At 41.0% G+C, this 21,106-nt stretch carries 15 protein-coding genes, 1 tRNA gene and 4 pseudogenes; 14 read left to right on the top strand and 6 right to left on the bottom strand.

Going from position 1 to position 21,106, the window contains the following annotated elements; genetic code table 11:
* From C228_RS0103860 to C228_RS0103845, 4 genes are all read left to right on the top strand, one after another.
* Positions 1–76, top strand: a tRNA-Val gene (locus C228_RS0103860).
* A 253-nt stretch (positions 77–329) separates the two neighbouring features.
* Positions 330–1,511, top strand: a complete 1,182-nt coding sequence (rlmN, locus tag C228_RS0103855) for a dual-specificity RNA methyltransferase RlmN (protein WP_018651381.1) — start codon at positions 330–332, stop codon at positions 1,509–1,511.
* A gap of 54 nt (positions 1,512–1,565) precedes the next feature.
* A complete protein-coding gene (gene pilW / locus C228_RS0103850) occupies positions 1,566–2,114 on the top strand; it encodes a type IV pilus biogenesis/stability protein PilW (protein ID WP_018651380.1) in 549 nt (182 codons plus the stop codon).
* A gap of 74 nt (positions 2,115–2,188) precedes the next feature.
* Complete coding sequence (locus C228_RS0103845; RefSeq protein WP_018651379.1) at positions 2,189–4,528, top strand: Tex family protein; 2,340 nt, start codon at positions 2,189–2,191, stop codon at positions 4,526–4,528.
* A 195-nt stretch (positions 4,529–4,723) separates the two neighbouring features.
* Here the strand turns inward: C228_RS0103845 and C228_RS0103840 are convergent, their stop codons facing one another.
* From C228_RS0103840 to sppA, 4 genes are all read right to left on the bottom strand, one after another.
* Positions 4,724–6,004, bottom strand: a complete 1,281-nt coding sequence (locus C228_RS0103840; RefSeq protein ID WP_039770751.1) for an NAD(P)/FAD-dependent oxidoreductase — start codon at positions 6,002–6,004, stop codon at positions 4,724–4,726.
* 111 nt (positions 6,005–6,115) lie between these two features.
* On the bottom strand, positions 6,116–6,634 hold the full coding sequence (locus C228_RS0103835) for a SprT family zinc-dependent metalloprotease (protein WP_026313180.1): 519 nt from the start codon (positions 6,632–6,634) through the stop codon (positions 6,116–6,118).
* On the bottom strand, positions 6,635–7,405 hold the full coding sequence (locus C228_RS0103830) for a ribonuclease T2 family protein (RefSeq protein ID WP_018651376.1): 771 nt from the start codon (positions 7,403–7,405) through the stop codon (positions 6,635–6,637).
* Positions 7,406–7,525: 120 nt separating this feature from the next.
* Positions 7,526–9,382, bottom strand: a complete 1,857-nt coding sequence (gene sppA / locus C228_RS0103825) for a signal peptide peptidase SppA (protein ID WP_018651375.1) — start codon at positions 9,380–9,382, stop codon at positions 7,526–7,528.
* 111 nt (positions 9,383–9,493) lie between these two features.
* Between sppA and C228_RS0103820 the strand changes: the two genes are divergently transcribed.
* Complete coding sequence (locus C228_RS0103820; RefSeq protein ID WP_026313179.1) at positions 9,494–10,057, top strand: nitroreductase family protein; 564 nt, start codon at positions 9,494–9,496, stop codon at positions 10,055–10,057.
* A gap of 26 nt (positions 10,058–10,083) precedes the next feature.
* Complete coding sequence (locus C228_RS0103815; RefSeq protein ID WP_018651373.1) at positions 10,084–10,905, top strand: SDR family NAD(P)-dependent oxidoreductase; 822 nt, start codon at positions 10,084–10,086, stop codon at positions 10,903–10,905.
* A 108-nt stretch (positions 10,906–11,013) separates the two neighbouring features.
* On the opposite strand, the gene C228_RS0103810 is transcribed toward C228_RS0103815, so the two are convergent.
* Together C228_RS0103810 and C228_RS0103805 are read right to left on the bottom strand one after the other, a co-directional pair.
* Complete coding sequence (locus C228_RS0103810; RefSeq protein ID WP_018651372.1) at positions 11,014–13,164, bottom strand: heavy metal translocating P-type ATPase; 2,151 nt, start codon at positions 13,162–13,164, stop codon at positions 11,014–11,016.
* Positions 13,165–13,249: 85 nt separating this feature from the next.
* Positions 13,250–13,450, bottom strand: a complete 201-nt coding sequence (locus C228_RS0103805) for a heavy-metal-associated domain-containing protein (protein WP_018651371.1) — start codon at positions 13,448–13,450, stop codon at positions 13,250–13,252.
* A gap of 78 nt (positions 13,451–13,528) precedes the next feature.
* Between C228_RS0103805 and C228_RS0103800 the strand changes: the two genes are divergently transcribed.
* The 8 genes and pseudogenes from C228_RS0103800 (at position 13,529) to C228_RS0103755 (ending at position 20,966) form a co-directional block, all read left to right on the top strand.
* Positions 13,529–13,915: a Cu(I)-responsive transcriptional regulator gene (locus C228_RS0103800; RefSeq protein WP_018651370.1), complete on the top strand. Its 387-nt coding sequence runs from the start codon at positions 13,529–13,531 to the stop codon at positions 13,913–13,915.
* 130 nt (positions 13,916–14,045) lie between these two features.
* Positions 14,046–14,249, top strand: a pseudogene (locus C228_RS15145) (phosphate ABC transporter substrate-binding protein PstS); the annotation flags it as partial.
* A pseudogene (locus C228_RS15045) lies at positions 14,235–14,525 on the top strand (ATP-binding cassette domain-containing protein); the annotation flags it as partial. The pseudogenes C228_RS15145 and C228_RS15045, both read left to right, overlap by 15 nt.
* Positions 14,526–14,652: 127 nt before the next feature.
* Positions 14,653–15,086, top strand: a pseudogene (locus C228_RS13275) (response regulator); the annotation flags it as partial.
* Between the two features lie 92 nt (positions 15,087–15,178).
* Positions 15,179–15,697 (top strand): annotated as a pseudogene (locus tag C228_RS13270) (ATP-binding protein); the annotation flags it as partial.
* Positions 15,698–15,774: 77 nt separating this feature from the next.
* Positions 15,775–17,688, top strand: a complete 1,914-nt coding sequence (gene parE, locus C228_RS0103765) for a DNA topoisomerase IV subunit B (protein WP_018651365.1) — start codon at positions 15,775–15,777, stop codon at positions 17,686–17,688.
* Between the two features lie 241 nt (positions 17,689–17,929).
* Positions 17,930–19,321 (top strand): DASS family sodium-coupled anion symporter, encoded by a 1,392-nt coding sequence (locus C228_RS0103760; protein ID WP_018651364.1) that lies wholly within the window; start codon positions 17,930–17,932, stop codon positions 19,319–19,321.
* Between the two features lie 247 nt (positions 19,322–19,568).
* Positions 19,569–20,966, top strand: coding sequence for an SLC13 family permease (locus C228_RS0103755; RefSeq protein ID WP_018651363.1), 1,398 nt, complete (start codon positions 19,569–19,571; stop codon positions 20,964–20,966).
* Positions 20,967–21,106: the final 140 nt, after the last annotated feature.

Here is a 21,106-nt window from a genome sequence, read left to right as displayed (position 1 = left end):
GGGCGATTAGCTCAGTTGGGAGAGCACCTCCCTTACAAGGAGGGGGTCACTGGTTCGAGACCGGTATCGCCCACCACTATTTCTTATCTTACTTCTTTAATTTATCATCAAATAACATTTAAAATTTGCTATTTTACCTTCTATCTTTGCATTTCATCACTTTTTTTGCGATCTTGATCGAAAATTTCAGATTAAAAACTTCCCATTTCGTTTAAAAATCACTAGCCTTAAACCCTATAGACGAGTAAAATTTGCGGTCTTTTTATTTTATCAACCTGCAAAACTAATCCTTTTGCCGTAAACCGTGTAACAACGAGGCTTTTACTCTCATGTCAGAACAAACCCAAACTTGTACGAGCGAAATTCAAGCAACGAATGCCGCAGTACAGCACCCTAAATCAGAAAAAATTAACCTCATGAACTTAACTCGCCAAGAGATGCGCGAGTTATTTGCCGAAATGGGTGAAAAAGCGTTTCGTGCCGACCAATTAATGAAATGGATTTACCATTTTGGTGAAGACAATTTCGATAATATGAGCAATATCAATAAAGTATTGCGTGAAAAATTAAAACAAATTGCAGAAATTAAAGCACCGGAAGTGTCTGTTGAACAGCGTTCAAGTGACGGCACAATCAAATGGGCGATGCAGGTAGGTGATCAGCAAATTGAAACCGTGTATATTCCAGAAGCGGATCGTGCGACTCTATGTGTTTCTTCACAAGTTGGTTGCGCATTAGCCTGTAAATTCTGTTCAACCGCTCAGCAAGGTTTTAACCGTAACTTAACCGTTTCTGAAATTATCGGTCAGGTATGGCGAGCTTCGAAAATCATTGGTAACTTTGGTGTGACCGGTGTGCGTCCGATTACCAACGTGGTAATGATGGGGATGGGTGAACCGTTACTCAACTTAAATAACGTGATTCCTGCAATGGAAATTATGTTAGATGATTTTGCGTACGGTTTATCAAAACGCCGTGTAACACTTTCAACTGCGGGCGTAGTGCCGGCGCTTGATATCATGCGTGAAAAAATTGACGTGGCATTAGCGATTTCATTACATGCACCGAACGATGAGTTACGTGATGAAATTATGCCGATTAACAAAAAGTACAATATCAAAATGTTAATGGATTCCGTGCATAAATACCTTGAAGTATCGAATGCGAACCACGGTAAAGTGACGATTGAATACGTTTTATTAGATCACGTTAATGACGGCACGGAACACGCACATCAATTAGCCGAAGTCTTAAAAAATACCCCGTGTAAGATCAACCTGATTCCATGGAATCCGTTCCCGGAGGCCCCTTACGGTAAGAGTTCAAATAGCCGGGTGGATCGTTTTCAAAAAACTTTAATGGAATACGGTTTTACGGTAATTGTGCGTAAAACACGTGGTGATGATATTGATGCTGCTTGCGGTCAGCTTGCCGGTGATGTCATTGACCGAACCAAACGTACCATGGAAAAACGTAAGTTTGGCAAAGGTATTGCGGTACAAAACCATTAACCAATTTCTCCCTAAGCAACTCAAGCGAAGGGAGTATATCTTGAGGAGAACAATATGAACCTTGCAAAATTTTTGCGAAATTTGACCGCTTGTATGCTGTTATCCGTGTTGTTCGGTTGTTCTTCTAATTCTCCGACCTCCCAAACTACTTTTAATCGCTCGGAAGCGGTTAAAGCCCGTATCAATTTAGCCTTAGCGTATCTCGATCAACATGATTTACCCAAAGCGAAAGAGAATATTGATAAGGCACTAAGCCACGATCAAAACGATTACTTACCCCACTCCGTTTTAGCTTATTACTATCAGCAAATCGGTGATCAAGTTCATGCAGAACAGGCTTATCAGCAAGCATTGAAATTAAGTGATAATCGTCCGGACGTATTAAATAATTACGGTACTTTTCTGTGTAAACAAGCCAAGTTTGATCAGGCATATCAGCAGTTTGAGCAAGCGGTGAAAAGCGAGCAGCCTTACTATCATCAAGCGGATAGCTTAGAAAATATTGTATTATGTGCCAAACAAGAGCCGAATTTAGCTAAAGTAAACGAAGCGTTAAGCCAATTAGAAAAGCTGGATAAAGCAAGAGCAGCGGTACTGCGCTAGCTCGAACTTTTATTTTTGGGCATTGTCTTTTTTACTGCTAAAATAAAGCGAATTTTATTTGTTAGGAAAACGCAATGTCAGAGCTCAATACACAAATTAGCCAGATTATTGCCACAGAACTTTCTGTTGGCTCACATCAAATTCTCGCTGCAATCAAATTACTCGATGAGGGTAATACCATTCCATTTATCGCACGTTATCGTAAAGAAGTCACCGGCGGTTTAGACGACACTCAATTACGTCATTTTGAAACACGTTTAATTTATTTACGTGAGTTAGATGATCGCCGTCAAACGATCCTTAAGTCAATTGAAGATCAAGGTAAATTGACAGATGAATTACGTGTCAAAATTGAAACGACTGAAAGTAAAACCGAATTAGAAGATCTTTATCTGCCTTATAAACCAAAACGCCGTACTCGTGGGCAAATTGCGATTGAGGCGGGGCTTGAGCCGTTGGCAGATAGCTTATGGAATGATCCGAGCCAATCACCGGAAGTGTTAGCAGAATCTTTTGTTGATGTGGAAAAAGGTGTAGCGGATGTTAAATCTGCGTTAGACGGTGCGCGTTATATTCTGATGGAGCGTTTTTCAGAAGATGCCGAATTACTTGCAAAATTACGCCAATATTTAACCGATTACGCAACGTTGGAATCAAAAGTGATTGAAGGTAAGGAAGAAGAAGGCGAAAAATTCCGAGATTATTTTGTCCATAGCGAACCGTTTAAATCAGTACCTTCGCACCGTGCGTTAGCGATGTTCCGAGGCAGAAATGAAGGTATATTATCGCTTTCGTTAAATGCGGATCCTGAAGCGGAAGAAGGCGCTCGAACAAACCATTGCGAAGAAATTATTCGCCAGCATTTAGGCGTGATATTCAATCAACAACCGGCAGACAAATGGCGTGAGCAAGTGATTGCTTGGACGTGGAAAATTAAAGCGGCACTTCATTTGGAAACCGAATTAATGGGTGCATTGCGTGAGAAAGCGGAAGAAGAAGCGATTGACGTATTTGCTCGCAATCTGTCTGCGTTATTAATGGCTGCGCCGGCAGGAGCAAAAAATACCATGGGTCTAGACCCGGGCTTACGCACCGGTGTGAAAGTGGCAGTGGTAGATAATACCGGTAAATTATTGGCGACCGACACCATTTATCCGCATACAACAGGCAAAGCGGCAGCGGAAGTTTCGCTGTATAAATTAATTAAGCAGCATAATGTTGAGCTGATTGCGATTGGTAACGGTACGGCTTCTCGTGAAACGGAGCGTTTTGCGAAAGATGTGTTAAAACAGATCAAGGAAAGTAAACCGGATATGTTGATTCCGCAAACTGTAGTGGTAAGTGAGGCAGGTGCTTCGGTTTATTCAGCTTCCGAATTAGCGGCAAATGAATTCCCTGAGTTAGATGTTTCATTACGTGGTGCAGTGTCGATTGCTCGCCGTTTACAAGATCCACTCGCGGAATTGGTAAAAATTGAACCGAAAGCGATTGGTGTTGGGCAGTATCAACACGATGTAAACCAGTCACAACTGGCTCGCAAACTGGATGCAGTGGTTGAAGACTGTGTAAATGCGGTTGGCGTAGATCTTAACACTGCCTCTGCGCCATTACTGGCTCGTGTTGCCGGTATGAGCAAAACATTAGCGCAAAATATCGTGGCGTTTCGTGATGAAAACGGACGTTTTAACGCACGTTCCGACCTGAAAAAAGTGCCTCGTTTAGGACCGAAAGCCTTTGAACAGTGTGCCGGTTTTATGCGAATTGTCGGTGGTAAAAATGCGTTAGATGCTTCAAGCGTGCATCCTGAGGCTTATCCGGTAGTAGAAAAAATTCTGCGAGCGACTGATTCGACTCTTACCGAATTAATGGGCAATACAACTCGTATTCATCAACTGAATGCAAAAGATTTTGTTGATGAGCAATTCGGTTTACCGACTGTAAACGATATTTTCAAAGAGCTGGAAAAACCGGGACGCGATCCACGTGGTGAATTTAAAACCGCAACCTTTATGGATGGCGTAGAAGATATTAAGGATCTGAAAGTCGGAATGATCTTAGAAGGGACGGTAACCAATGTTGCGAATTTCGGTGCTTTTGTGGATATTGGAGTACATCAAGACGGTTTGGTGCATATTTCAATGTTATCGAACAGCTTTGTAGAAGATCCGCATAAAGTGGTGAAAGTCGGTGATTTGGTGAAAGTGAAGGTCTTAGAAGTGGACGTACAGCGTAAACGTATTGCGCTAACTATGCGTTTAGAAGACAAGCCGACCGACAAACCGACAAGCGGTCGAAATCCGCAAGAAAATCGCAAAAATAGCGAAAAATCTGACCGCTTCTCTGGCAATAAATCACAACGTAATCAGTTCGCCAACAATGCGTTTGCCGATGCGTTAAAAGGTTGGAAGAAGTAATTCCCCTCCTCTCTCTGCTTGTTTTCGCTAAACGATTCAACAAGCTGTCTCTCTCCCACAAGGGGAGAGAGTAAGATATAGACCAAATAAAACCACGGAATACACTGATTACACAGAATAAAATTTCCGAGTAATCTGTGTATTCCGTGGTTAATTTTTTGCAACATTTTGCGGAAATATGACCGCTTGTTTTGCTTAATGTAACTTCATTGACGGTCTGAGGAAGCGGTTAATTTGACCGACTAATAAAATCAGACCGGTTTTTACCCAGCCGTGTAAAGCAACTTGGTGCATACGGTATAACGAGAGGTAAGCAAGGCGTGCAATTTTACCTTCGATAAACATATCACCGCTCATTAAGTTACCCATCAAGTTACCGACCGTACCGAAGTGAGAGAACGAAAGTAGAGAACCTTTATCATTGAATTTAAACGGTTTTTGTTCTTGGCCTTCAAGTACCGCCACAATGTTTTTACCGCATTGTGTCGCCATTTGGTGTGCGGCTTGCGCTCGTGGTGGAATCGCTTTGCCATCTTGGATAAGCGATGCGCAATCACCAATTACATATACCGAGTCATCTACCGTTGTTTGTAAGGTATCTTTGATTTCAATTTGGTTTAGACGATTAGTTTCAAAGCCGAATTCTTTTACAAAATCAGGCGCTTTAACACCGGCAGCCCAAACCATTAGGTTAGCTTCAATTTTGTCACCGTCTTTAGTGATTAAGCCGTTTTCTACCGCTTCAGTAATCATGGTATTTAAGCGAACGTCTACACCAGCTTTACGTAATTCAGCGAGGGCGGAAGCCGATACTTTTTCAGTTAATGCAGGAATTAAGCGTGAGCCAGCTTCAACTAAGGTGACTTTTAGACTCGCTCGATTCAATTTACCAAAACCGTATGAGTTTAAGTGTTTTACCGCATTATAAAGTTCTGCTGAAAGTTCAATACCGGTTGCACCGCCACCTACGATCGCAATTTTTACATCTTGATCTTCACTGTGAGAGAACTGTAGGAATAATTCCATCATACGCTTTTGGAATTGTTGCGCCTGTTCCGAACCGTCTAAGAAAATACAGTGTTCCGCCACACCTTTAGTATTGAAATCATTCGATTTACTGCCGATTGCAATCACTAATTTATCGTAAGCGATATGGCGTTCTTCCACTAACAGCTGATTTTGTTCGTTATAAATTGGCGCAAGCGCGACTTCTTTTTTATCACGACTTACTGCGGTGAGCGTGCCTTGTTGGAATTCAAAACCGTGATTTTTAGCGTGTGCACGATAGCTGAGTGCATCGGTGCCCTCATCTAAGGAGCCGGTTGCCACTTCGTGTAGCAGTGGTTTCCAAAGGTGGGTTGCATTACGATCGATAAGAATAACTTTTGCTTTATTCTTACGGCCTAATTTATTGCCGAGGTAGGTAGCAAGTTCTAAACCTCCAGCACCGCCACCGACAACAACGATAGTTTCCATTGTCATAAAATACTCCAAATGATAATAAATTGATAAAAGTCAAAAAATTGCGTTAATTTTAGGCGCTTATAGAATAATGTCTAGTACCTTTTAACGTTATTTTAACGCTTGTTACAAATTGTCTTTGGAAGTGAGGATTTGTTTACACTGCTTACAGAGGTAACGGCGACCGTCTCGTACGATGGCATTATGACGACGTAAAGAAAGTAGATGCGTTTGACAGCCGCATTGATAGGCAAATTGTTTGCCGATGACATTTTGTGTATCAAAACAGTGATAGGTTTCCGCCGGTACACCGAAAACTTGTTCCATCATCATTTTCCATTCTTTACCGTGTGGTTGGACTCGCCCGAATTGTTGATAAACCAAAGCGTGAGCAAGTTCATGCGGTACAACCTGCTGAATAAAAGATTGCCCGTTTTCTACCAATAAAACAGGATTGAAACGAATTTCATTACGTTGTAGATAAGCGACACCGGCTTTTACACCACGCACGGCATAGCTGACTGTCGGCGGTGTAAAAGTTTTATTGAAGTGAGTATTGGCTTGCTCCAAATTGCGTTTAAGCTGACGCTGAACCTGCATTTTGAGCTGACGCATGAGAGCAGTATTTGAGACTGATTCCGTCATTTATTTCGGGCAGTCCATTGGCTGCCATTGTTTATCGTAGCAAACGTAGAGTTCGGTCTTGCTTGCGCCTAAATAAACGCCGCGTAGCTGCGGATTATGTTTACGCATCCATTGGAATAAATCATTTCGGCGTAGATTTTTTGCCGGTAGTTTCAGGCTGTAAAACAACTCTTTTTGTTTGGCAAAATACCTTTCCGCACTATCGAAAGCGCAGCTGCCGTGTTTTTCCCATTCGCCTTGTAATAATGCAGCACCCGGTGATTCCGGTAGATATTGCTCAATAATTTTTGCTGACACTTCCGGTAAATCGCCTTGGCAATAGCGAGGATGCTGATCAACCGAACGTGCTTTAGCATTTTGTGGCCATAAACCGTGAATAACCCAGCCGAAGTTTTGACTGCCGGCGCATTGATAAGCTAAACGTTGCGGCACATCACCTTGGTTTTTATTGCGTTGTGATTCACAAAAAGCCGGTGACCAAGAAAGTACCAGCATATAGTAATCAACCGGTGCGTGCTTGTTTTGCCCAATTTTATCTTCATACATTTTGGCATCATAATTCATCGAAAGCGCTGCTTGAGTCGCTGAAGCGGATTGTGCCTGCGGTGCTTTGGCAATCGGCGTATCGGTTTCCGTTGCGTAGTCGTTTTGTTGCTGCTGCGGCTGTGGTTGTTTAACCGGTTCTGACTTATTACTTTGATTACCGAAAAAATAAGAGATTGCCGAAACAATCAGTAATACAGCTAATTTTATAAGTTGCTTTTGGTTCATATTTAATGGCGTTGGATCACTAGAAAGGGCGCTACTATAAACAAAAAAGAGAAGTGAGGGAAGAAAAAATAAGCGGTTAAATTTGTAAAAAAATTTGCAAATTTAACCGCTTGTAACAAGCTATTTTATCGTGCCGCAGCTGAGGCAATATAAATAGGCGTGTTTAGGATCGTTAAACTGTTGTAGTAACTCGAGTGATTGCTGAGCTTGAGTTGCAACTGGAAGTCCTAACCATGAACTCAATTGGAATTTGAGTTTAGAGCCTTTTAGGAATGAACCTAGTAGACTGTCATCACTGTCAATAAACCATTGCGCTCTAAAGTGTTCGATTGCGGCTTCGCCTTTCGCTTTGCGTTGTTGATTGACTAATTCGGTGATAACGTCATAAGCGGTGTCAAAATCACCTAATTCATCCACTAAGCCGTGTCTTAACGCATCTTCACCCGACCAAACTTGTCCTTGTGCCATTTTATCTACAGCCTGTTTAGGGATATTTCGCCCGCGGCTGACCAATTCTAGGAATCGGTCGTAGCCATTTTCAATGCTGATTTGAATCACTTCCGCTTGTTCTTTCGGCAATGTTTTTAACGAGCTGGAAGAGGCAAATGGTGAAAGTGAAATACCGTCTTCCGTTACACCTAAATTTTTAGCGGTTTTTTCAAAGCTAGTGGCTAAGCCGAAAATCCCGATAGAACCGGTAATGGTAGTCGGGCTGGCGATAATTTTATCGCTGGTTGCCGAAATCCAATAACCGCCAGAAGCCGCCATACCGCCCATTGATGTCACAACCGGTTTACCGGCAAGTTGAATCGCTTCTAATTCTTGGCGAATAATTTCCGAAGCCATTGCGCTGCCGCCGGGGCTATTTACTCGTAAAATAACGCCTCTCACATTTTTGTCTTCACGTGCTTTACGCAACTGTTTAACAATGGTGTCGCTGCCCGCTGAATTTTGAGAGCTTTTGCCACTTACGATTTGACCTTCTACGTTAATAATCGCAATTTTGTTTTCGGCTTTAACATGAAAACGATCTGTAAGCCCGTGAGCATAATCAAAATAATCAATGTGATTATAGTTACCCTCTTTATCTTCTCCGAATTGTTGAATTAAAGCGGTTTGAATTTGACTTGGTGTGGTAACTTCCGTAATTAATTTTTGATTCAATGCATATTGCGCATCATCGCCTTTTAGCTGTTTATATTTTTCGATATAAGTTTGGCTGTCCGGTAGAACTTGTTCCGGCTGAATTTGGCGATTGCGAGCAATGTCTTGGCGGACATTATTCCAAATTGATGTGAGCCATGTTTGTGTGTTTTGTTTTGCTTCTGGCGACATATCATCACGAATAAACGGCTCTACAGCCGATTTGTAAGTACCGACACGGAAAATATGTGGCACGGCTTCGATTTTATCGAGCAAGGCTTTGAAATAGATATTGCTATAGCTAAGTGCATGAATATCAACAAAACCGGCTTTATTCAGGTAAATCTTATCGGCAAAACTTGCCAAATAATATTGTGCTTGGCTGTATTGTTCGCCAATTGCAATAACCGGTTTGCCGGATTGTTTAAAATAGTTGATTTGTGCACCGATAAATTGTAATGATGCAATGTCCCCACCTTGGAAATAACCTAAATCAAGCACCAAGCCGGTAATACGCTCATCTTTCATGGCTTTATTGATACTACGAGCCACATCAAAGGTTGAGATTTTTATCGGCTCATTATTACCTAATTCGCTTTGAATTAAGCGGTGTAAATCACCGTATTCGTCATGATTATCGGCTAAGTAACCATCTAAATTGAGTTGTAATGCCCCTTTTTCGAAAAAAGGTTGTTGATTTTGATGTTTTGATTCTTGTTGTAATAATGTGGTAAGTGCAAAACAAATCAGTACGAAAATAATAAAGAATAGGCTTAAGACAAATTCTCGAATACAGCGGAAAATCTGATAAAGCCCTTTCAACATTTTTAACATAGTAGTCCTAATGAGTGTAAGTATTTTGTGGGATAAGCTACCATAAAAACGGCTTAGAATTAATAAAATATGTTATTCTTAATGCAATTTTTACATAAAGTACAGCAGACTATGGAAATTTTAGATTTATTACATCGCCGTCGTTCAAATAAAAAATTTGGTGAAATTGCGCCCTCTGCGGAGCAAGTTGAAAATATGATTAAAGCGGCATTGCGTGCGCCGGATCACGGCAAAATGAAGCCTTATCACTTTGTGGTGATCGAAAAAAGCGGAATGTCGAAATTACGAGAATGTTTAGCTGCTGCCGCAGTGGAATTTAATATGGATGAGAAAAATGCGGCTAAGGCGGATAAACTTTCCAGCCAAGCGCCGATGGTGATCGGCATTGTGGCAAAAATTGATCACGAATCACCGAAAGTACCTGCATGGGAACAAATTGTTAGTGCAGGTTGTGCAACTTATGCAATGCAATTAGCTGCTAACGCTCAAGGTTTTGAAACGGTTTGGATCAGCAAAAAATGGGTGGACGGAACGCTATTACGTGAAACGTTCGGTTGCCGTGTCGGTGATAAAGTGATCGGCTTATTGTTAGTCGGATCACCGAAAGAGGATGAAGGTATTTCGTTAGCCAGAGAAGCGGAAGCTACCGAAGGTTTTGTGAGTGTGATTCGTTAACGATTGCAGAAAGTATCGAGGAAAGTATGAAAACGATTCTAATCACCGGTTGTTCTTCCGGTATCGGTTATGCCACCGCTAAATTGTTGAAAGACAGTGGCTGGCGAGTGATTGCCAGTTGCAGAAAACTGGCGGATATTGACCGCTTGCAAGCGGAAGGTTTCGAATGTATTCAGCTTGACGTGCAGGATTCAGCACAAATTGTCGAGGCGTTTGACTATATAAAAGCAAGTGGCGGTTTAGATGCAATATTTTGCAACGCAGGGCAGGGGCAACCGGGCTGTGTGGAAGATTTACCGCGTGAAGCATTACGTGAATTATTTGAAATCAATGTGTTTGGCGTGTGGGAAGTGATGAATCATGCACTTAAAATTTTCCGCGCGCAGAACCACGGACGTATTTTACTTACCAGCAGCATTTTAGGCTTTGCCGCAATGCACTTTCGAGGTGCTTATAATGCCTCTAAATTTGCGGTAGAGGGAATGGCGGATACGTTACGTCACGAATTACACGGCTCAAATATTTATGTCAGTTTGATTGAGCCGGGCCCGATTTTAAGCGATTTTCGCTCAAATTCTTTGGATAAACTCACCAAATATATTGATGTGGAAAATACTGCTAAAACGGCATTTAACCAAAAGCAATATCAGCGTTTGGCAACTAAAAAGAATGATAATCCGTTTGCTAAACCAGCATCAGCAGTGGCGGAAGCCTGTCTAAAAGCGTTAACCGATCAAAAACCAAAAGCTCGCTATCAAGTCACATTCCCAACTAAACTGTTTTGGTGGCTAAGACGCATTTTACCAACTACATGGTTTGATTTTGTGTGCCGTAAGTCGGGGGGCTAGTGGCAGAATAAAACCACGGAATACACAGATTACACCGAATAATATTTCCGTGTTGTTCCGTGTATTCCGTGGTTAATTTTTTTTAGAATTTGACCGCTTGTTTATAAGCTACTTCAACAATCTCTGACTATTCAGTACTACGGTGATGGAAGACATTGTCATTGCAACGGCGGCGATCATTGGGTTGAGTAGCCAGCCGGTAAACGGATAAAGCACGCCAGCGGCAACTGGAATGGCGATCACGTTATACATAAATGCCCCGAGCAAACTTTGCTTCATATTGCGTAGTACGCGTTTGGCAAACGGCAGAATTTGTACTACCGGTGTTAAGCCGTGTTGCATCAGCGAGAGATCGGCGGTTTCGACCGCAATATCCGAACCGTTGTGCATCGCAATGCCCACATTTGCTTGAACGAGAGCCGGTGCATCGTTAATCCCGTCACCAATCATCGCCACTTTTTTGCCTTTGGCTTGTAGTTCACGAATTTTATCCGCTTTTTGTTCCGGTAAAACTTCGGCAATCACGCCGTCTAAACCGAGTTGTTGTGCGAAATATTCCGCAGTCGCTTGGCGGTCGCCGGTTAGCATTAAGCATTGATAGCCTTCTACTTTAAATTTTTCGATCATCGCTTTGGATTCATTACGTAACTGATCTTCCACCGATAAAATACCGGCTAATTGCTCATTTACCGCCACAAAAATTTGCGTGGCTCGAGAAGCGATTAAATTTCCGGAAAAATTGACAAACTTCGCATTACCCACCTTGATTTGATCTTCGCCTAAGTTGGCGATAATCCCTGCACCTTTTACCACTTGAACGTTTGTGACTTCACAAGTGGTCTGATTTTCAGCAAATTTCACAATCGCTTTGGCAATCGGGTGAGAAGCGTGGACTTCTAAGCTTTTTGCTAGTCGTAACACACGATTCAGATCGAAACCGTTAAAGGTTTGAATATCCGAAACCGTCATTTTGCCGGTGGTTAGTGTGCCGGTTTTATCGAATACCAGCGTGTCGATTTCAGAACCTGCTTGCAAAGCCTCGATATTCCGCACTAATACACCGAATTCAGCGGCTCTCGCCACGCCGGCAATGGTGGAAAGCGGAATCGCCAAACCGAGCGCACACGGGCAAGCGATAATTAACACGGTGGTAAAAATCGAGAGGACAAATGAAAATTCTTTGCCTAAAAACAGCCAAATCAGACCGCTTATCAATGCAATCGCAACTACAACCGGTACGAAAATACTTGCCACTTTATCGACAAATTGTGCGAGCGGCGGTTTACTTGATTGCGCGTGACGCACAGCATTAATTACACGGGCAAGGGCGGTTTGGCTGCCGACTTGTTCGGCGATATAGATGCCGGCTCCGTCTTGAATCAGCGTTCCGGCACGTACTTTATCGCCAACTTTTTTCTCAATCGGTAACGCTTCGCCGGTCAGCATTGATTCATCAACCCAAATAGAACCGCTTTCCAATCTGCCATCTACCGCAAGGCGGTCGCCGGTGAGTGCCTGCACACGCATTTCCGGTTTGATGCCTTTGACTGGAATGGTTTGAGTTGCATTATTTTGATCAAAAATGACCGCTTGTTGTGGAGCAAGATCGAGTAATTTTTCTAAAGCGAGTGAGGAACGCTGTTTGGCTTTTAATTCAAGAAATTTGCCAAGATTTATAAAGCCGATAATCATCACGCTGGCTTCATAGTAAACGTGTGCTTGCGGTTGGGGAAAAAGCGTTAGCCAGAAGGAGTAAAGCCAAGCGACACCGGTACTGAGTGTGACTAAAGTGTCCATGGTGGAGGCTTTATTTTTTAAGCTGATCCACGCACCGACAAAGAAATCTTTACCGGTAAAATACATGGTAAATAAACTGATCGCAGCGGCAATAAACCAATAGATTAAATTGGTTAAATTTGGGATCATGCCGATAACTAAACCCAATGCCACCAAACCAAAGCCGACAATTAACGCTACAATAAACTGCCATTTTTTATGGCTTAAGGTGCGTTGGGTTTGGGCTTGTTGTTTGGCTCGGCGTTCTTGTTCGCTTTCTAAAATTTCCGCACCGAAACCGATTTTTTCGACCGCTTGTACCATTGCATTTGGATCCGCTTCGCCTTGTACAAATGCAGTTTGATCGGCAAGATTGACCGAAGCAAAAGTGACACCTTCCACTTTCATCAAGATTTTTTCAATCCGACGCACGCAAGCGGCACAGTGCATTCCGTCAATTAAAAGTTGTTGTTCTTTAACCATATCTTTTATTTCTAGTGAATTTAACCACGAAATACACGGATTTCACGGAAATGTTCAGTGTTTTCTGTGTATTCCGTGGTAATAGTTAAATAACTTCCGCTTCAAAGCCAATGTCATCAACGGCTGCGATAAGGGCTTCGGCAGTGGCGGAACCTTCAACAATCGCTTGTTGCGGATCTAAAGTTACGGTCGCTTTGGTTACACCTTCCACGGCATTAAGCGCTTTTTCCACACTTTTTACGCAGTTACCGCAATGTAAGTCGTCAAGTTTTAAAGTAATACTCATATGAATTCTCCTATTTATAACTAAAGATTTTGGCGTATCATAGACCTTAACCCTAGGTTAAGGTCAAGAGGTAATAATATGAATATCAGTCAAGCTGCGGAGCATTCCGGATTATCGGCTAAGCAAATTCGTGATTATGAAAAAGCCGGTTTACTGCCACAGGCAGCCCGTTCAAGTAGTGGCTATCGAGTTTATTCGGCGGCGGATTTAGAATGTTTACATTTTATCAGTAATGCACGTAAGGTCGGATTTTCTTTAGTGCAGATCGGCGAGTTACTAAAGCTAAATGATTATCCGCATCGCACCAGTCGAGAAGTGAAACGGCTTACCGAGCAACATATTGAAGAACTTCAGCAGAAAATTGCTGATTTACAACAAATGCTTTCTTTACTGAAAAGTTGGAGTAAGTCTTGCTGTGGCAATGATAGCCCGGAATGCTCGATATTAAGCGGTCTAAAACGATAAATTTTTTGCAAATTGCTGGTTTTATTTATTTTTAAATTGTCATCAAACCGTCATATTGTTTTTTTAGAATGTGCATAAACTAAATAATCTATTCCAAACGGCTGTTTCAAACATCTATGAGGAGAGCAATATGTTATTGGTAAAAGCAGCTAAAAAATGTGTAGTATTCGGGCTTTCATTAGGCGTAATAGTATCAAGTTATGCGGAAATAATTACTGGTGCAGGTGCTCCATTTCCCTATCCGATTTATGCGAAGTGAGCTTCACTTTATGAAAAAGAAACGGGCAATAAAGTAAATTATCAATCTATCGGTTCCGGTAGCGGTCAGCAACAACGTTTATGTATTGCGCGCAGTATTACGGTTAAGCCGGAAGTCTTGTGGCTAGATGAGTTTTGCTAACCTCTTGCTCCAATTTCAACAATGAAAATTGAAGAATTGATTTGTGAATTAAAACACGATTACACGGTGGCGATTGTGACCCATAACATGCAACAAGCGGCACGCTGTTCGGATTATATGTATTTAGGCAAGTTAGTCGAATTTGGTGAAACAAAGCAAATCTTTGATAAACTGAGATTTCAACGTACCGAAGATTATATTCGAGGTTAAATGGGTTATTCTGCTGAAATTTTGTAAATTTTTTGCCAAATTTGGCCGCTTATTCGTAGCAAAAGGTTAGGAGCCGGAGATGAATGAAAAAATCTTGATTGTCGAAGATGAAAAAGCGATTCGAGAAATGATTTCACTGTTTTTAGGGCAGAAGAATTATCAAGCTATTGAAGCGGAAGACTATTAGAGCACGGTAAAAAAATTGGATGAAAAAACTAAACTGATTTTGCTGGATTGGATGTTACCGGGGCGTTCGTTCCGGTATCCAATTTATTCAATATTTAAAAAAATCGGAAGACGATTGCATTACTTGCCTTAATTCCGGTGTGGACGATTATGTGACCAAACCTTTTTCTCCCAAAGTGTTGATTGCTCGTATTGAAGCTTTGTTTAGACGTACCTATCAAAATAATGACATGATTAATATTGATGATTTGATTTTTTAATCAAAATGCCAAACGAGTGACTTTTTAGAAAAAAGAAATTAGTTTAAGCGGCACCGAATATAAATTATTACACTTCTTTATGATCCATCCGGAAAAAGTCTATAGTCGAGAACAATTTAATTGATTCAAACCGGAAAAGTAGCCGTAAAGTGTTCACCACTTGGGTACATATTTCGCAAGCTTTATGAAGAGTTTAAAAAGTATTTTCTGAATTTATTGGTGAAAATCGAAATGTCTTCCAGTAAAAAAACATTATGTAGTTGAAATGTCGGCAATGATTTTGGCATTACAAAAAATGCGGATTTTTTAAAGTACAGTAAACAACAAATTATTTTTAATATCACTCCGAATATTACCGTGTTAGGCGATGAAAGCCAGCTACAAAGTGCGCTTTCCAATCTAATTTATAATGCGGTTAAACACGCTGGTGATGGTTCGATTATTGAAGTGGATTGGCACTGGTGTAGCGGAGGAGCTGAGTTTAGCGTGCGAAACAATGGGGGTGGGATTGAAGAAACACACTTACCGCATTTGACCGAGCGCTTTTATTGAGTGGACGAATCACGCAGTAATCAAACCGGCGGAAGTGGTTTAGGGCTGGCGATTGTGAAATATACCTTAGAGCAACACGGCTCGCAATTACAAATCAAAAGTGAATTAGGTAAGGGGAGCCAGTTTAGTTTTATCATCAAAAAATCTTTGCTTGGCGAAACAAAAAATCATTAAAACAGTATTTTTTACTCAACAAATGGGGAATTTGCCAGTAAAATACCTGTTTTTCTGTCCATTAAGAGAGTTTAGTCATGTCTGATAAACGCTACGGTGCTGATGAAATTACCGTTTTAAAAGATCTTGAACCCGTCCAACTTCGTCCCGGAATGTACACGGATACCACTCGTCCGAATCATTTAGGGCAAGAAGTTATCGATAATAGTGTCGATGAAGCGCTATCCGGCTACGCCTCTCAAATTGACGTGATTCTCCATGCGGATAATTCGTTGGAAGTAATTGATAACGGCCGAGGAATGCCGGTTGATATTCACTCTACGGAAAAAATTTCCGGTGTGGAATTAATTCTCACTAAGCTACACGCAGGCGGTAAGTTTTCCAATAAAAACTATACGTTTTCAGGCGGCTTGCACGGGGTGGGTATCTCGGTAGTAAATGCCCTCTCGCAACGTGTGGAAATCAAAATTAAGCGTAACGGTGAAATTTATACGATTGCCTTTGAAAACGGAGTAAAAGTAGAAGAATTAACTGTAATTGGCAGTTGTCCGAAAAAACAAACCGGTACGACCGTTCGTTTCTATCCAAATCCGAAATACTTTGATTCGCCGAGATTTTCGGTAAGCCGTTTACGCCATTTATTACGTGCCAAAGCGGTACTTTGTCCGAAATTAACCATCAACTTCGTTGATCATATCAATAATAATAGTGAAACCTGGTATTACGAAGACGGTTTATCCGATTATTTAAGCGAAGCGTTAAAAGAATTCGAATGTTTGCCGAATCCGCCGTTTATTGGTGATGTTACCGCCGAAACTGAAGGGGTAAGTTGGGCGTTAACTTGGTTGCCGGAAGGTGACGAGTTATTAGCTGAGAGTTATGTGAACTTGATTCCGACTGCACAAGGCGGTACGCACGTAAACGGTTTACGTAATGGCTTATTAAAAGCAATGGTGGAATTCTGCGAAATTCATAATTTATTGCCGAAGAGTGTTAAATTAACCGCTGATGATGTGTGGAATCGCTGTGCTTATGTGCTTTCGTTAAAAATTCAAGAACCGCAATTCGCAGGGCAAACTAAAGAGCGTCTTTCGTCTCGTCAAGCGTCAAGTTATGTGGATGGTACAATCAAAGATGCGTTCAGTTTATGGCTAAACCAAAACGTGCAAACCGGTAAATTGATTGCCGAAATGGCGATTTCATCAGCGCAAAGTCGTTTACGTGCGGCGAAAAAAGTGGTGCGTAAAAAATTGGTGAGCGGTCCTGCGTTACCGGGTAAATTAGCTGATTGTACTTCGCAAGATTTAAGCCGTACCGAGCTGTTCTTAGTGGAAGGGGATTCTGCGGGTGGTTCGGCAAAACAGGCGCGTGATAAAGATTATCAAGCGATTTTGCCATTACGAGGTAAAATTCTGAATACGTGGGAAGTGTCTTCCGATCAAGTGCTTGCTTCGCAAGAAGTGCATGATATTGCGGTAGCACTTGGGATTGATCCGGACAACGATAATTTAGATGAATTGCGTTATGGTAAGGTATGTATTCTTGCCGATGCGGATTCGGACGGTTTACATATTGCGACTTTATTATGTGCATTGTTTTTGCGTCATTTCCCGAATTTAGTCAAAAACGGTCACGTTTATGTGGCAATGCCGCCGCTTTATCGGATTGATATCGGTAAAGATGAGGTGCATTACGCACTTGACGAAGCGGAAAAAGAAGCGATTTTAGCTCGCTTAGTCAAGAAAAAAGGTAAACCGAATGTGCAACGTTTTAAAGGACTAGGCGAAATGAATCCAAGTCAGTTACGTGAAACAACAATGGATCCGAGTACGCGCCGCTTAGTACAGCTTACACTTGATGAGTTGGATACAACCGAAGAAAATGAGCCGAATACGTTTGAAATTATGGATATGTTGCTGGCGAAGAAACGTGCGGAAGATCGTAAACAATGGTTACAAAATCGTGGTGACGAAGCGGATCTTAGTGTGTAGCACCCAATAAAAATAAGCGGTCGATTTTTACTGAATTTTTGCAATTTGGCAGGCTAAAATGATAGAGCCTTCCGCTTGTAAAATATTAGCGAAAATCGACCGCTTTTATTGTTATAGAAATGTTAATAAAAAGCTAAAAATATTTTTGATAAAGTTCACATTTTTATTACATATCTATTTCTTTCCTTAAAATTTTGTGTATAGTGCCTCTGAATTTTAATTGTCCGATTGTGGGGGCGCTATGGACGCAACTTCTTTATCTATCAAGAAAACCAATATGCGTAATAATGTGATTTTTATTGCAAATGTTGCATTGTTTTTCATTCTTCTCAATACATTACCTTTTGCGCCTGAAGCGAATAAAGGTTTAGCGCTGTTAATCTTTGTTGCTGTGTTATGGCTTACCGAAGCCTTACATGTAACCGTAACGGCGTTACTTGTGCCGATTCTCTCAATTGCATTAGGGCTGGTTAAATCTAAAGATGCGTTAGTAGCGTTTGCCGATCCAACAATTTTTCTTTTCTTTGGTGGTTTTGCCTTAGCGACCGCATTACATATTCAGCAATTGGATCGTCTCATTGCGAATAAAATTATGGCAATGGCAAAGGGTAAATTTTCTGTTGCGGTGATTTATTTGTTTACGGTGACGGCATTCCTTTCAATGTGGATGAGTAACACTGCAACCGCTGCAATGATGCTACCGTTGGCGATGGGGATTTTAAGCAAATTGGATCGCTCTCAACATCATAATACTTATGTATTCGTATTACTGGGTATTGCTTATAGCGCAAGTATTGGCGGAATGGGTACTTTGGTCGGCAGTCCGCCAAATGCGATCGCGGCGTCACAATTGCATATGTCATTTGCAGACTGGATGAAACATGGTTTACCGATTATGTTTATTTTGCTGCCATTAATGGTGGGTGTGCTATATGTGGTGTTTAAGCCTAAATTTAATGTACAGTTTGAGCAAACCTTTGAAAAGATTGAGCTTAATCGTGATCGTATTCTGACCTTGATTATTTTTGCCTTTATTGCTTTAAGTTGGGTATTTAGTTCACAGCTTAATCCGTTGCTTTCAGGCTTATTAGGTTTAAAAGGCAATATTGGTAGCTTTGACAGTATTATGGCAATGGTCGCTGCCGCATTAATTTGTATTACTCGTGTGGCAACTTGGCAACAGGTTCAAGAGAATACGGAATGGGGCGTGTTATTCCTATTTGGTGGCGGTTTAACCTTGAGTGCAGTGCTCGGGCAAACCGGTGCAAGTAAAATTATGGCGGATGGTATTGTCGCATTAATTGACGGCAGCCATTTTTATGTAATTGGACTTATTGTTGCCGCATTTATTATTTTCTTAACCGAATTTACTTCAAATACGGCAAGTGCAGCGTTATTAGTGCCGATCTTTATCTCGATTGCACAAGCACTTAATATGCCACCGCTTGGTTTAGCGTTAATCATTGGCTTAGGTGCAAGCTGTGCCTTTATGTTGCCGGTAGCAACGCCGCCGAATGCGATTGTATTTGGTACGGGGCAAATTAAACAAAATGAAATGGTTAAAGCCGGTTTCTGGTTAAATATCATCTGTATTATTGTGATCGCAACAGTCGGTTATCTATTTTGGTTATAAATATAGCATTACAAAAAGCTAGTTAAAATCAACCGATTACGCCTTATTACTTGGTTAAAATATAAACCGGAATAGGGCGTTTTTTTATATAAATTGGTAGTACCTATTTAAATTTCTTACTAAAAATTATGATATACCTCATATTTTTGTATTTTGGTTATTTTTTTGAAATGATTTTTTGATATAGTCACTTTGTTTTAAATAAATCGTAACATCCTAATCAAATTCGAAACATGAGGGACATTGAATGCCAGAAGCTAAGCAATTTAAAGAAGACGTGGCTAAAAATCGTCGGAATACCATCATTTATATTCTTGATGTTATTTTATTTTTAGCATTACTTAACTTTCTACCTTTTGATCCTGCTCCGACTAAAGCACTTGCTTTACTTGCTTTTGTTGCGGTGTTATGGCTTACCGAAGCAATGCACGTTACTATAACTGCATTATTTATTCCGGTTCTTTCCGTTTTGTTAGGATTAGTTGAATCTAAGCAAGCTCTCGTAGCATTTGCTGATCCGACAATCTTCTTATTTTTTGGTGGCTTTGCATTAGCTACAGCACTGCATATTCAAAAAATTGATAAATTAATTGCAAACAAAATTATGGCACTTGCCAAAGGTAATTTATTTGTCGCAGTACTTTACCTCTTCCTTGTAACCGCAGTACTTTCCATGTGGATGAGTAACACTGCAACGGCGGCAATGATGTTACCGCTGGCTCTCGGCTTATTAAGTAATATGGATAAAGAGCGTGATCATAATACTTTTGCGTTTGTGATTTTAGGTATTGCTTATAGTGCAGGTCTTGGCGGTATGGGGACTTTAGTGGGGAGCCCCCCGAATGCGATTGCCGCATCACAGTTAGGTATTGGCTTTGCCGAATGGTTACTCTATGGTTTGCCGATGGTGGCTATCCTATTACCAATGGCATTAGTGGTGTTGTATTTTAATTTCCGTCCGAAGTTTTCAGGTAGTTTCGAGTATCATGCAGAAGATATTCCAATGAACCGTAAACGTCTGATTACCCTAAGTATTTTCGTGGTGATTGCGCTTTGTTGGGTTTTCGGGCAACAAGTAAATAGTTTTATTTCGCCATTGTTAGGACTATCAAAAAATATCGGTAATTTCGATAGTATGGTTGCAATGGTGGCGGCACTTGCTTTATGTGCTTCACGTGTCACCACTTGGAATCAATTACAAGAGGGAACTGAATGGGGCGTGTTGTTCTTATTCGGTGGTGGTTTAACCTTAAGTTATGTGTTAAGTCATACTGGTGCGAGTAAAATTATGGCGGAAGGTATCGTTTCATTAATTGAAGGTAAACACTATTACATTATTTGCTTGATTATCGCAGCGTTTATCGTGTGTTTAACCGAATTTACGTCAAATACGGCAAGTGCGGCGTTGCTTGTACCGATTTTTATCTCAATTGCAGAGTCATTAAACCTTGACCCTCGTGCATTCGCTTTAGTTATCGGCTTTGGTGCTTCATGTGCCTTTATGATGCCAGTGGGGACGCCGCCAAATGCGATTGCATTTAGTACGGGTATTGTAAAACAAAGCGATATGTTACGTTCGTATAAACTCAGTATCGTTTGTATTCTAGTCATCTCTCTTATCGGTTATTTCTTCTGGTTGAAATAAATTGATTTAATTCTGAAAAGCGTAGCGTATCGGCTACGCTTTTTTGTTTTGTGAAATGAATATTTATTGGTTTATTTTGAGTTTATATTCAATTTTATAGTAAAAAGATAATTGTTTTTGCGTAATTAGTTAATTGAGTA

The organism is Actinobacillus capsulatus DSM 19761 (assembly GCF_000374285.1).
Classification (GTDB): domain Bacteria; phylum Pseudomonadota; class Gammaproteobacteria; order Enterobacterales; family Pasteurellaceae; genus Actinobacillus; species Actinobacillus capsulatus.
The sequence above is the reverse complement of the archived record's forward strand: the minus strand, read 5'-3'. Positions and strand labels throughout refer to the sequence as shown.